We start from the raw sequence: 13,247 nt of genomic DNA, 5'->3' as shown, positions 1-13,247 counted from the left end.
CGCAGCGTCAAACTCTCAAAAGAGAATGAGTTTTATTTTTATTTGTTGGTTTTTCATTACGTTGGCGTTCACGTGGCTCACAACACAAAACAACCGGGACTGGTTCTGGAGAACCTCTCTGCGGGCTATCAGAAAAAAATCATCGTTGATGATATCTCTCTTGCCATCCCTCAGCAGAAAATGACGGTGCTGGTAGGGGCGAACGGCTGTGGGAAATCCACGCTGTTGAGCACTATCGCTCGGCTGCTGCAGCCGCTGGGGGGCGCCGCGCTGCTGGATGGCAAAGCCATTCATGCGCAGCCGACCAAGGCGGTCGCCCGTCAGCTTGGCATTCTCCCGCAGTCTCCGCTGCTGCCGGAAGGGTTAACCGTCTTTGAGCTGGTCGCGCGCGGGCGTTTTCCCTGGCAGAACTTTATGCGTCAGTGGAGCGACGAGGACGAGCAGGCGGTGGAAGAGGCCCTGCGCCTGACCGGCACGGCAGAATTTGCCCATATGCCGGTGGAAAGCTTGTCCGGCGGCCAGCGTCAGCGCTGCTGGATCGCCATGGCGCTGGCGCAGCAAACGCCGTATATCCTGCTTGACGAGCCCACGACGTTTCTCGATCTCCGCTATCAGGTGGAGATCCTGGAACTGCTGCACACCCTGACCCGCCAGCACGGGCGTACCGTGGTGGTGGTGCTGCACGATCTCAACTTCGCCGTGAACTACGGCGATTCGCTGGTCTTTTTACGCCAGGGGAAAGTTGAAGGCGTATTGCATGAAGGCGATGCCTGCACGCCGGAGCTGATCAAAGCGGTGTTTGATGTGGACGTGCATATGTCCATAAACCCGTTGACCGGCAAGCCGTTCTTTATGCCGTTTCGCCAGGGCACGGTTCAGCCATGATGCGCTCCTCTCTGGCTTTCCCGATCTTTGCATTGCTGCTGGTACTGGGGGCGATTATGCACCTGGGCATCGGCGCACGCTTTATCGCCCCGCAGACGGTGTTGGAGGCATTCTTTCATTTCGACCCGCGCAATTTCGACCATAGCGTCATTATCAAATTACGACTGCTGCGCCTCTGCGCCGCGATGGTAACGGGCGCCTCGCTCGGCGTGGGGGGCGTGCTGCTGCAGTCCGTGATCCGCAACCCGCTCGGCGAGCCGCATATTCTGGGGCTCAACGCCGGGGCCGCGCTGGCGGTAGTGATTACCAGCGCGCTTGGGCTGTCGCTGCCGTTTGGTCGCCCGCTCGTTGCCGCCGCCGGTGCCGCCGCGCTGTTTTTGCTGGTGCTGATGTTTTCCTCGTCCGGCCGCACCGGGCTTACGCCGATGAAGGTCACGCTGTGCGGCGTGGCGATGTCGGCGTTTGCCTCGTCGATTACCGCCGCGGTGTTAATCCTCGATGAACAGACGCTGCTCGCCATGCGCACCTGGCTGGCAGGAGACCTGGCCGGGGTCAGCGTGCAGACGCTCCAGAGCGCCCTTTGGGCTGCAGCAGCCGGTTTTGTTCTCGCTATCGGACTGTCGCCCTCGCTCAACATGCTGGCGCTGGGAGACCGGATGGCGCAGGGGCTTGGCGTGTCGCTGCTGAAAACTCGCCTGCTCGCCCTGCTGGCCATCGCGCTGCTCTGCGGTGCGGCCGTCTCTGTCGCCGGGCCAATTGGTTTTATCGGCCTGGTCGTGCCGCAGCTCATTCGCCGTCTGGTGTCGGTCGATTTACGGGTGATGGTGCCGCTTTCTGCCCTGTGTGGCGCGCTGGTTCTGCTGCTGGCGGATATCGCCGCCCGCACGCTGTTTACGCCCTGGGAGCTGGCAACCGGCATTATGACGGCCCTGGTCGGCGCGCCCGTGTTCATCTTTATGGCATCGAGGATGTTCAAATGAACCGGGCGGGATTCCGCGCGATCCGAATTGGCCGTTTATCGGCGCTGGTTCGCCCGCGGGCGCTGGCGTGCCTGACCCTTTTAGCGCTGGTGGCGCTAAGCCTGCTGGGCTTTGGCCTGACGCACGGTTCACTGCCCATTCCCACCTCCGACATCGGGCGCGCGCTGTTTTCTCCTGAGAGCCTGACGGCGGAGACGCGCTACATCGTGATGGATATCCGCCTGCCGCGCCTGCTGATGGCGGTGCTGTGCGGGGCGATGCTCGGTATGGCGGGGGCGGCAATGCAGTCCATCACCCGCAATGGCCTGGCTGACCCCGGGCTTATCGGCGTGAAGGAGGGCTGTAGCGCGGCGGTACTGCTGCTGATTTTTCAGTTCCCGGCGCTGGGCCTGGCCTGGCGTCCGCTGGTCGGCATGGCCGGCGGGCTGCTTACCGCGCTGCTGGTAGTCGCCCTGGCGCGCGATATCTCGCGCCCGCGATTTATCCTGATCGGCATCGGCGTGTCATGGGCCTTTGCCGCGGCAATGGGCGTCTTTATGACCACGGCGGACGTGCGGGACGTGCAGACGGCGATGCTGTGGCTGGCGGGAAGCCTGCATGCGGCAAACTGGACGCTGGTGGGGCTGGCCGCACTCTGGGCTGCCCCTGCGTTTGCGCTGCTGCTGTTTACCGCGCGGGCAGCGGACGTGGCGTTGCTCGGCAATCAGGCCGCAGCGGGCCTTGGCGTACGCACAACCCGGCTGGCGCTGCTGCGGGTTCTTGCCCCGGTGGTGCTGACGGCGGCCTGCGTCTCCTGCGTGGGCAGTATTGGCTTCGTCGGGCTGATTGCCCCGCATATGGCGCGCCTGCTGCTGCGCGGTGGGCAAACCGCGCTTCTGACGGGAAGCGCCGCGCTGGGCGCGCTGCTGGTGCTGCTGGCGGATAACGTCGGACGTCTGGCATTCCTCCCGCTGCAGCTGCCGGCGGGAATTGTGATTTCATTGATTGGCGGACCTTTTTTACTGCTGCTGCTTTGGCAGCGTCGGGACAGATTTTAGGGGACTATAATGCGCGTAGTGTTTTCGATACTGTTGCTGGTGGGGTTCGCGGTGAGTGCGGCGGAGCCGACGCAGACGTTTACTGACGATCTGAACCGAAAAGTGGTGGTGCCGGTTCATCCGAAACGGATTGTCTCCTTACACGATCTGGATATTACCATTCCGCTGATTGAGCTAGGCGTGCCGCCGGTGGCAAGCCATGGCCGCACGCGGCCGGACGGCAGCCACTTTCTGCGCTCCAGCGGCATGTTGACCGGCGTCGACTTCGATAATTCCGACATTACGTTTATCGGCACGGCCGATATCGACATTGAAGCCATCGCCGCCGCAAAGCCTGACCTCATTATTACCGAGCCGACCCGCAACACCCCGGTGGAACAGCTGGAAAAAATTGCCCCGACGGTAAGCATCGATCATCTCGACGGCGGCGCGCCGGAGATCTACCGCAAGCTGGCTCAGCTGACGGGAACGCAGGCGCGGCTCAAGGTTCTGGAGCGGCGCTATCAGGAGCAGATTAAGGCGCTGAAGGCGACTATTGATACCCGCAAGGTGACCGTGTCCGTGATTCAGGCGAATCAGGGAAAGATTAACGCCATGCACAGCTACCACTCGCTGGGCCGCGTGCTGCGTGATGCCGGGTTCACCTTCCCGCCGCTGATTGAGTCTATTCCGGAAGGGGGGCGGATTGACGTCAGCGCCGAGCGTCTGCCGGAGCTGGATGCCGATTTCGTCTTTGCCACCTGGCGCGGAGATACGGGCGGTAAACCGCAGGACGAGCTGGCGGCGATGGATGCGGTCATGCCCGGCTGGTGTCAGTTCCTGAATGCCTGTCGAACCGGGCACTACGTGCTGATCTCGCGTGAAGAGGCCATCTCGAATTCGTTCGCGTCTTTAGGGCTGATGGCCGCGCAGGTGCAGTCCCAGATTGCCGGGCGTCCGCTGCCGGAGGCGACACGGTGATCCGCAAAGAGAAAGGGCGCGTGGATGTCTACGGCGACCGCTTTCGCGCGCGCGCGCATCAGCTGACGCCGCGTCTGCTGCAGGTTGCACGCTATATCCATGACAACCGCGAAGCGGTGATGGAGCAGACCGCAATGGAGATTGCGGCGGGGTTGAAAACCTCGGACGCCACGGTAGTCCGCGCCATTCAGGCGCTGGGTTTCGCCGGGCTGCGCGATCTCAAGCAAACGCTGGAGCAGTGGTTTGGTCCGGTGGTCACCTCCAGCGAAAAGATGTCCACCACTGTGAATACGCTCGCCAGCGACGTCAACGCGAGCATTGATTTCGTGCTGGAGGGGCATCAACACACCTGCGAGGTGTTATCCGAGCCGCACAACCGCTACGCGATGGCCCAGGCGGTCTCTCTGCTGGCGCAGGCAAGGCAGGTCGCCATATTTGGCATTGGCGCCTCCGGCATTCTGGCCGAGTACACCGCCAGGCTGTTCAGCCGCATGGGGTTACCCGCCACGCCGCTTAACCGTACCGGAATAGGGCTTGCCGAGCAGCTGATCGCGCTTCAGCGCGGCGACGTGCTGGTGATGATGGCGCAGAAATCCGCCCACCGGGAGGGGCAAACCACGCTGCGTGAAGCAAAACGTCTGGGCATTCCCACCATCCTGCTGACCAACGCCCTTGACTCACGCTTCAGCAAGGAGGCCAGCGTGGTGATCCACGTTCCGCGCGGCGGTGAAAAGGGCAAAATCCCGCTCCACGGCACGGTGCTGCTGTGTCTGGAGATGATTATTTTATCCGTGGCCTCCACCGAGCCGCAGCGCACCATCAAGTCAATGAAGCGCATCAACGAGTTACATCGTGGGTTAAAACCGGGGAAGAAAAGCAGCTAAAACAAAGCCCGGTGGCGCTAGCGCTTACCGGGCCTACGGTTCAGGTTTTGTAGGCCGGGTAAACGCAGTACCACCCGGCAAATTCCACGAACTTAAACCCCTTGCTCCAGAATACGGATGTGGGTTTCCAGCACGTCACCCTTCACCGCGTCGCTCCACGCTTTCATGTGCGGGGTCTGCAGGTGCGCTTCAAGATGCGCGACGGTTTCCCACTGCTCAACCATGATGATCGAGTCTGGCGCGGTCGCCTGGAAGCTGGCGTCAGTGGCGGCATCCACCATCGGCGCGTAGCCGTGGCAGCCTTCTTCTTTCAGTACGGTCGGGATAATTTTCGCGAACTGATCCAGCACCGCCTGACGGTGATGTTGACCTGGACGAGTACGGATTTCTGCGATAACGGTAAGCATGTTTACTACTCCTTTAATTCCAGGCTACCAGTTAAGCAAAAATTTCCGCGAGATGCTTGCGATATTCTGCGATATAGCTCGGGACGTCAGGCATTTTAATCACGTCGTTGACGATAAAGGTCGGCAGCGGATCCATGCCCAGGAACTGGTTAGCCTTGTGGAACGGCAGGTATGCGCCGTCAACGCCTACGCCTTCGAAGAACTGATCTTTCTCGGTGAAGGCTTCCATTGGCGCGTTCCAGGTCAGGGAGAGCATATATTTTTTGCCCTGAATCAGGCCGCCTGAGCCGTATTTTTTGGAGGCGTCAGAGCGGGTGCGGCCATCGCTGGCATACAGTGAGCCGTGACCTTCGGTGAACACGTCGTCCATGTACTTTTTCACGGTCCACGGCGCGCCCATCCACCAGCCTGGCATTTGCCAGATCACCACGTCAGCCCACAGGAAGTTCTGCACTTCGGTTTTCACGTCGTAGTTGCTGTCTGCACGCACGACCTTAACATCATGCCCGGCGTCGCGCAGGAAACCGTCCGCGACCTCGGTCAGGGTGTCATTCAGCTGGCCTTTAGAGTGCGCAAATTCTTTTGCACCGTTGATAATCAGAATGTTGCTCATGAGTTGTCCTCGATGATGAGAGTATGGTGAGTATTCTACGCGCGAGGATGGTGCGGTAAAATGAGCAAAATGTGCAAAGTCTTTTGCATTAAACGCAATAATCCCTTACCAGCTGACCTTCGCTTCAAAACCGCCTTCAGGGGCATTGCTCAGCGAAACGCGCATCCCGTGCAGGGCGGCGATGCGTTTTACGATGGATAATCCCAGCCCGCTGCCCGTCGCATCCTGACCCGGCGGACGATAAAAGCGCTCGCCGATGCGCGCCAGCGCGTCCGGTGAAATGCCGGGACCGTTGTCGCGCACGGTAAAGCTGCGCGCGTCCAGCGTCACGTCCACCACGCTGCCGCGCGGGCTGTAGCGAATCGCGTTATCCAGCAGGTTGCGCACCAGCAGGCTCAGGAGCAGCTGCTGGCCCGTGCGTGTAAGCTCTGGTGCATGGATGTTCAGGCGAACATCAATGCCCGCCTGCTGCGCCGGATGCCAGATATCCAGCACGGCCGACTGCAGCAAGTCGGCCAGGATAATCGGTTCGACATCGTCAAGGTTATCCAGCGAGTCCAGACGCGACAGCGTGAGGAGCTGATCCACCAGCCGGGAAGCACGGTCGATGCCCGCATGCAGCTGCGTCAGCGCCTTTTCCCGCGCCTGCGGATCGTCATGAGAGAGCTGCGCCACGTCAGTTTGCACCTTCAGGGCCGCCAGCGGGCTGCGTAACTCGTGGGCGGCATCGGACGTAAAGCGGCGCTCGCGGGTCATCATCTCCTGGGTGCGCGCGAAGAGATGGTTCAGCGCGTCGAGCAGGGGGCGCACTTCAGTAGGGACACCCTCCGTCGGCAGTTTATCGGTGGCATCCGGCGAGCGGGAGCGTAGGGTCTGCGCCAGCTTTTTCAGCGGCTTCAGTTCGCGGCTCAACAGCAGGATCAGCAACAGCAGCATTACGGGTAGCGCCACCAGCCACGGCGTAAGCTGCGAGCTGACCACGTCCAGCGCCATCTCCTGACGGTACTCCCACTCCTGGCCGACCACCACGCGGTACTTCCCGTCGGGTGAAGTCAGCCATAAAAAACGCCACTCATCGTTGTCGCCCTGCAGTTGCCCGTTATCGAACCCGTCGCGGCGATAGTGGTACGGGATATCGCGCCCGTTTTCACCGTCGTTGAGGATCATTTTGCCGTCGACGGCGTAAATGGCGAAAGCCAGCGCGTCATCGTCCAGACGACCATGCTTCACTTTTTTCGGGATCTCGCGCATGCGTTCGGGAGCGCGGATCTCGTCCAGATCCATCGTCAGCAGCCGTTTCGCAAACAGCATTTGCTGGGTATCGAAAAGCTTGTCGAGCTTGTGGGTCGTCTGCTGCCAGGCGACAACGCTGGCGGCAAACCAGGCCGTCAGAGACAGGAGTAAAAAGAGAAGCGTCAGGCGCAGCTTCAGGCTCAGGCGTTGCGTCAGCTTCATGCGTCACCCAGTGTGTAGCCGATGCCGTGCACGGTGCGGATAAACTCGCTGCCAAGCTTGCGGCGCAAATGATGGACGTGAACCTCGATGGCGTTGCTGGAGACGTCGTCGTCCCAGGTATAGAGTTTTTCCTCGATCAGCTTTCGCGGCAGCACCCGGCCCGCGTTACGCATTAACAGCTCCAGCAGCGCGAACTCTTTCGGCTTGAGCGTCAGCGGCTCACCCTCTAGCGTGGCGACAAGACGGGTCGGATCGAGCGTGACCTTCCCGTGACGTAGCTCGCTACGCGCCTGCCCGTGGCTGCGGCGGACCAGCGCTTCCAGGCGGGCACCCACTTCAATCAGCGCGAACGGCTTACAGAGATAATCATCCGCGCCCAGACGCAGCCCCTCGACGCGCTGGTTCAGCGCATCCCGCGCCGTCAGAATTAATACCGGCTCGCTGCGCCCGCTTTCGCGCCACGCGCGCAGGATCTCCAGACCGTCAATTTCCGGCAGCGTCAGATCCAGCACCACGGCATCATAGGGTGCAGAAGCGAGCGCGGCCTGACCGGTTTTTCCGTCGGTAAACCAGTCCACGCTAAAGCCCATTTTGCTTAACCCCGCCTTGATACCGTCGCCGATTAACCTGTCGTCTTCTACCAGTAAAATGCGCATATTCCCTCCTTGATGCCGTCAGTAAACCCTCTGCAAGCGCCTGCTGTACAGCAATAATAAATAAATTTTTCCCTTAAGAAGTTGTTAAGGATTACCCTGTTAAATGGATTGCGAAACGACATTAAAGGGAGAGATGAAGATGAAAAAATTCGCTGCAATTGCTGCCATCATGATGATGACCACCGCGCCGGTCTTTGCTGCTCAGGGCGGTTTTACTGGCCCATCGGCCACACAGACCCAGACGCAAACTCAGCAGGGCGGTTTTGTCGATAACAACGCCAACCTCACCACCGCGGCAAAAGTGAAAGACCTGAAGGACGATGCCTGGGTGAAGCTGCGCGGGAACATTACCGAGCGCCTGTCCGATGACCGCTACACCTTCCGCGATGAGACCGGCACGGTCAACGTGGAGATTGACCACAAGCGCTGGAACGGTGTGACCGTCACCCCGCAGGATAAAGTTGAACTGCAGGGTAAAGTCGATAAAGAGTGGAACGATTTTGAAATCGACGTGAAGCAGGTTATTAAGCTGAACAAATAACCCGAAAAGGGCCGCCTGTGCGGCCCTTTTTCTTTGTGACTCAACTCGCCAGATAAGGTAGTATCTGCGGCAATATTGCCTGAAACCCTTCGGTTTCTGAGTTGAGGAATCACACGTAATGAGCGATATGGCAGAGCGCCTCGCGCTACATGAATTCACGGAAAACGCCTACCTGAACTACTCCATGTACGTCATCATGGACAGGGCGTTGCCGTTTATCGGAGATGGCCTGAAGCCCGTTCAGCGCCGCATCGTCTATGCGATGTCCGAGCTGGGGCTAAGCGCCAGCGCCAAGTTCAAGAAATCCGCCCGTACCGTCGGTGACGTGCTGGGTAAATACCATCCGCACGGCGACAGCGCCTGTTATGAAGCGATGGTGCTGATGGCGCAGCCGTTCTCTTACCGCTACCCGCTGGTGGATGGTCAGGGGAACTGGGGTGCGCCGGACGATCCGAAATCCTTCGCGGCGATGCGTTATACCGAATCCCGCCTGTCTAAATACGCCGAAGTGCTGCTGGGCGAGCTGGGTCAGGGAACCGTTGACTGGGTGCCAAACTTCGACGGTACGATGCAGGAGCCGAAGATGCTGCCTGCGCGTCTGCCGAACATCCTGCTGAACGGCACCACCGGTATCGCGGTCGGTATGGCGACGGACATTCCGCCGCACAACCTGCGTGAAGTGGCGAAAGCCGCCATCACCCTGATCGAGCAGCCGAAAACCTCGCTGGACGAGCTGCTGGATATCGTGCAGGGGCCGGACTACCCGACCGAAGCCGAAATCATCACCTCGCGCGCGGAAATCCGCAAAATCTACCAGAACGGTCGCGGCTCCGTGCGCATGCGCGCGGTGTGGAACAAAGAGGACGGCGCAGTCGTCATCACCGCGCTGCCGCATCAGGTTTCCGGTGCCAAAGTGCTGGAGCAGATCGCCTCCCAGATGCGCAATAAAAAGCTGCCGATGGTGGACGACCTGCGCGACGAATCCGACCACGAGAACCCGACCCGTCTGGTGATCGTACCGCGTTCTAACCGCGTGGACATGGAGCAGGTGATGAACCACCTGTTCGCCACCACCGATCTGGAAAAAAGCTACCGCATCAACCTGAATATGATTGGCCTCGACGGACGCCCGGCGGTGAAAAACCTGCTGGAGATCCTCACCGAATGGCTGACGTTCCGCCGCGATACGGTACGCCGTCGTCTGAATTACCGTCTGGAGAAAGTGCTTAAGCGCCTGCATATCCTTGAAGGTTTGCTGGTGGCGTTCCTCAATATCGATGAAGTGATTGAGATCATCCGTACCGAGGACGAGCCGAAGCCGGCGCTGATGTCGCGCTTTGGCATCAGCGAAACCCAGGCCGAAGCGATCCTCGAACTGAAGCTGCGCCATCTCGCCAAACTGGAAGAGATGAAGATCCGCGGCGAGCAGAACGAGCTGGAAAAAGAGCGCGATCAGCTGCAGGCGATCCTCGCGTCCGAGCGCAAGATGAACACCCTGCTGAAGAAAGAGCTGCAGGCCGATGCAGACGCGTTCGGCGACGACCGTCGTTCTCCGCTGCACGAGCGCGAAGAAGCGAAGGCGATGAACGAACACGACATGCAGCCGTCCGAGCCGGTGACCATTGTTCTGTCGCAGAGCGGCTGGGTGCGTAGCGCCAAAGGCCACGATATCGACGCGCCGGGGCTGAGCTACAAAGCGGGCGACAGCTTCAAAGCGGCGGTGAAAGGTAAGAGCAACCAGCCGGTGGCGTTTATCGACTCCACCGGCCGCAGCTACGCCATCGACCCGATCACGCTGCCTTCCGCGCGCGGGCAGGGCGAACCGCTCACCGGCAAGCTGACGCTGCCGCCGGGTGCGACGGTCGACCATATGCTGATGGAAGCCGATGAGCAGAAGCTGCTGCTGGCCTCCGATGCGGGCTACGGCTTTATCTGTACCTTTAACGACCTGGTCTCCCGTAACCGTGCCGGTAAGGCGCTGATTAGCCTGCCGGACAACGCCCACGTAATGGCGCCGCTGGTGATTGAGAACGAAAGCGACATGCTGCTGGCGATCACCACCGCAGGACGTATGCTGATGTTCCCGGTCAGCGATCTGCCGGAGCTGTCGAAAGGCAAGGGTAACAAGATCATCAACATCCCGTCGGCGGAAGCCGCGAAAGGCGAAGATGGCCTGGCGCACCTCTTCCTCCTGCCGCCGCAGAGCACGCTGACCATTCACGTCGGCAAGCGTAAGATCAAGCTTCGTCCGGAAGAGCTGCAGAAAGTGGTGGGTGAGCGCGGTCGCCGTGGCTCGCTGATGCGCGGCCTGCAGCGCATCGACCGCGTAGAGATTGACTCTCCTGCACGCAGCGCTGCGGGTGACAGCGAAGAGTAATGTCGTGATATCCCCCTCTGCCCGGAGGGGGAATTTCAATAAAATTTCCCGTAAAATCGTTGTTAATTCGTGCGTTGCGATTAACAATACGCGCTCGTAATAAAGTCCTTACCTGGCCACAGGTGAAGTATAATTGTCAGCTGTTGGGGCTTCAGAGGTCGCTATGCTATATATTGTTCGTCTTATTCTTACCGTTATCTACTGCATTCTGGTCTGTATTTTCGGCTGCATCTATTGCCTGTTCAGCCCGCGAAATCCTAAGCATGTTGCCACCTTCGGCCATATGTTCGGTCGCCTTGCGCCGCTGTTTGGTCTGAAGGTTGAAAAACGTCTTCCTGAAGGGGCGGAGAATTTCGGTAACGCCATCTATATCGCTAACCATCAGAACAATTACGATATGGTGACCGCCGCAAATATCGTTTTGCCACCGACCGTGACGGTGGGGAAAAAAAGCCTGCTGTGGATCCCGTTTTTTGGCCTGCTGTACTGGCTTACCGGTAACCTGCTGATCGACCGTAACAACCGTGCAAAAGCGCACAGCACCATTGCGGAAGTGGTGAATCATTTTAAAAAGCGCAGAATCTCAATCTGGATGTTCCCGGAAGGAACGCGCAGCCGCGGCCGCGGCCTGCTGCCGTTTAAAACCGGTGCGTTTCATGCTGCAATTGCGGCAGGTGTTCCAATTATTCCTGTGTGCGTTTCCAATACTTCGAATAAGATTAATCTTAACCGCCTGAATAACGGGCTGGTGATTGTCGAAATGTTGCCACCCGTCGATACCAGCAAATACGGTAAAGACCAGGTGCGCGAGCTGGCAGCGCACTGCCGTGAGCTGATGGCTCAGCATATTGCGCAGCTCGACAAAGAAGTCGCAGAGAGAGAAGCCGCCGGTAAGATTTAATCCGGCGTTGAAGGGAAAACGAATTCCCGCGTTGTTAGTCGTTTCAGATGGAGCTTATATGTCACTCAGTCGGCGTCAGTTTATTCAGGCTTCCGGGATCGCCCTTTGTGCGGGTGCGATGCCGCTGACAGCCAGCGCCGCCGGGCAGCAACAGCCGCTGCCTATTCCGCCATTAATTGAATCTCGTCGCGGTCAGCCGCTTTTCCTGACGCTGCAGCGCAGCCACTGGTCCTTCACCCAGGGGACGCGTGCGCCGGTCTGGGGCATTAACGGACGTTACCTTGGGCCGACCATACGCGTGTGGAATGGCGATGACGTTAAGCTCATCTACAGTAACCGTACCCCTGAAAATGTCGCCATGACCATCAGCGGCCTACAGGTGCCTGGCCCGTTGATTGGCGGCGCGGCGCGAATGATGTCACCCAGCGCCGACTGGGCGCCCGTTCTGCCGATTCGCCAGAGCGCGGCAACCCTGTGGTACCACGCCAACACGCCTAACCGCACGGCGCAGCAGGTCTATAACGGCCTGGCCGGAATGTGGCTGGTGGAAGATGAGGTCAGCAAATCCCTGCCGATCCCGAACCACTACGGCGTGGATGACTTCCCTATTATTATCCAGGACAAACGTCTGGATAATTTCGGTACGCCGGAATACAGCGAGCCGGGCAGCGGCGGCTTCGTTGGCGATACGCTGCTGGTCAACGGCGCGCAAAGTCCGTATGTCGAAGTCTCGCGCGGCTGGGTGCGCCTGCGCCTGCTCAACGCCTCCAACTCGCGCCGCTATCAGCTGCAAATGAGCGATGGCCGTCCGCTGCACGTGATCTCCGGCGACCAGGGCTTTTTACCGGCGCCGGTTTCCGTCAAACAGCTGGCGCTCTCGCCGGGTGAACGTCGCGAAATTCTCGTGGATATGACCAACGGGGATGAAGTGTCGCTGACCTGCGGCGAAGCGGCGAGCATTGTTGACCGTATTCGCGGGTTCTTTGAGCCGTCGAGCATTCTTGTCTCGACCCTGGTGCTGACCCTGCGTCCAACCGGTCTGCTGCCGCTGGTGACCGATAGCCTGCCAATGCGTCTGCTGCCGCAGGAGATCATGAGCGGCTCGCCGGTGCGCAGCCGTGATATCAGCCTGGGCGACGATCCGGGCATCAACGGCGCGCTGTGGGACGTCAACCGCATCGACATTACCGCGCAGCAGGGCACCTGGGAGCGCTGGACGGTCCGTTCAGATATGCCGCAGTCGTTCCATATTGAAGGGGTGTCATTCCTGATCCGCAACGTCAACGGCGCGATGCCGTTCCCGGAAGATCGCGGCTGGAAAGATACCGTCTGGGTGGACGGTCAGGTTGAACTGCTCGTCTACTACGGTCAGCCTTCTTGGCCGCACTTCCCGTTCCTGTTCCACAGCCAGACGCTGGAGATGATGGACAGGGGCTCCGTGGGGCAGATGCTGGTGAATCCGGCACCGTAAAATGCTTTTCTCCCTCTCCCTGTGGGAGAGGGTTGGGGTGAGGGCAACAGCCCGCATAATACCCCTTCATTTCCCACATT

General features: G+C 59.6%; 13 protein-coding genes. 9 read left to right on the top strand and 4 right to left on the bottom strand.

The annotated features are described in order from the left end of the window. The first annotated feature begins 72 nt into the window (after positions 1–72). Genes AC2TE5_RS19385 through AC2TE5_RS19365 form a run of 5 tightly spaced genes read left to right on the top strand, consistent with a single transcriptional unit; the run spans position 73 to position 4,746 of the window. Positions 73–885 (top strand): ABC transporter ATP-binding protein, encoded by an 813-nt coding sequence (locus AC2TE5_RS19385; protein ID WP_484612222.1) that lies wholly within the window; start codon positions 73–75, stop codon positions 883–885. Continuing rightward, positions 882–1,865 (top strand): FecCD family ABC transporter permease, encoded by a 984-nt coding sequence (locus AC2TE5_RS19380; protein ID WP_484612221.1) that lies wholly within the window; start codon positions 882–884, stop codon positions 1,863–1,865. The genes AC2TE5_RS19385 and AC2TE5_RS19380 overlap by 4 nt, the downstream gene beginning before the upstream one ends. Next, positions 1,862–2,902, top strand: coding sequence for a FecCD family ABC transporter permease (locus tag AC2TE5_RS19375; protein WP_484612220.1), 1,041 nt, complete (start codon positions 1,862–1,864; stop codon positions 2,900–2,902). Before AC2TE5_RS19380 ends, AC2TE5_RS19375 begins: the two co-directional genes overlap by 4 nt. Positions 2,903–2,911: 9 nt before the next feature. Then, the gene (locus AC2TE5_RS19370) at positions 2,912–3,862 is read left to right on the top strand and encodes an iron-siderophore ABC transporter substrate-binding protein (protein ID WP_484612219.1); all 951 of its coding nucleotides are present in this window, start codon (positions 2,912–2,914) and stop codon (positions 3,860–3,862) included. Further along, positions 3,859–4,746 (top strand): MurR/RpiR family transcriptional regulator, encoded by an 888-nt coding sequence (locus tag AC2TE5_RS19365; protein WP_032659930.1) that lies wholly within the window; start codon positions 3,859–3,861, stop codon positions 4,744–4,746. The genes AC2TE5_RS19370 and AC2TE5_RS19365 overlap by 4 nt, the downstream gene beginning before the upstream one ends. Positions 4,747–4,838: 92 nt before the next feature. Here the strand turns inward: AC2TE5_RS19365 and AC2TE5_RS19360 are convergent, their stop codons facing one another. From AC2TE5_RS19360 to qseB, 4 genes are all read right to left on the bottom strand, one after another. Then, positions 4,839–5,153, bottom strand: a complete 315-nt coding sequence (locus tag AC2TE5_RS19360) for a putative quinol monooxygenase (protein WP_032640570.1) — start codon at positions 5,151–5,153, stop codon at positions 4,839–4,841. Positions 5,154–5,184: 31 nt separating this feature from the next. Next, on the bottom strand, positions 5,185–5,766 hold the full coding sequence (locus AC2TE5_RS19355) for an NAD(P)H-dependent oxidoreductase (protein ID WP_213330226.1): 582 nt from the start codon (positions 5,764–5,766) through the stop codon (positions 5,185–5,187). A gap of 105 nt (positions 5,767–5,871) precedes the next feature. After that, on the bottom strand, positions 5,872–7,221 hold the full coding sequence (qseC, locus tag AC2TE5_RS19350; RefSeq protein WP_484612218.1) for a quorum sensing histidine kinase QseC: 1,350 nt from the start codon (positions 7,219–7,221) through the stop codon (positions 5,872–5,874). Continuing rightward, on the bottom strand, positions 7,218–7,877 hold the full coding sequence (gene qseB / locus AC2TE5_RS19345; protein ID WP_193940472.1) for a quorum sensing response regulator transcription factor QseB: 660 nt from the start codon (positions 7,875–7,877) through the stop codon (positions 7,218–7,220). Before qseB ends, qseC begins: the two co-directional genes overlap by 4 nt. Before the next feature lie 139 nt (positions 7,878–8,016). On the opposite strand from qseB, the gene AC2TE5_RS19340 reads away from it, so the two are divergent. The 4 genes from AC2TE5_RS19340 (at position 8,017) to ftsP (ending at position 13,167) form a co-directional block, all read left to right on the top strand. Further along, entirely contained in the window at positions 8,017–8,418 is a 402-nt protein-coding gene (locus tag AC2TE5_RS19340; RefSeq protein WP_193940471.1) for a YgiW/YdeI family stress tolerance OB fold protein, read from the top strand. 118 nt (positions 8,419–8,536) lie between these two features. Then, positions 8,537–10,795: a DNA topoisomerase IV subunit A gene (gene parC, locus AC2TE5_RS19335; RefSeq protein ID WP_193940470.1), complete on the top strand. Its 2,259-nt coding sequence runs from the start codon at positions 8,537–8,539 to the stop codon at positions 10,793–10,795. Positions 10,796–10,958: 163 nt separating this feature from the next. Further along, positions 10,959–11,696: a 1-acylglycerol-3-phosphate O-acyltransferase gene (plsC, locus tag AC2TE5_RS19330; RefSeq protein ID WP_063145584.1), complete on the top strand. Its 738-nt coding sequence runs from the start codon at positions 10,959–10,961 to the stop codon at positions 11,694–11,696. 58 nt (positions 11,697–11,754) lie between these two features. Beyond that, entirely contained in the window at positions 11,755–13,167 is a 1,413-nt protein-coding gene (ftsP, locus tag AC2TE5_RS19325; protein ID WP_032659948.1) for a cell division protein FtsP, read from the top strand. Positions 13,168–13,247 lie beyond the last annotated feature (80 nt).

It is taken from the genome of Enterobacter sp. N5-15, assembly GCF_057221635.1.
Note: the sequence above shows the minus strand (reverse complement) of the source record. Positions and strands in the feature narration are given on the sequence as shown.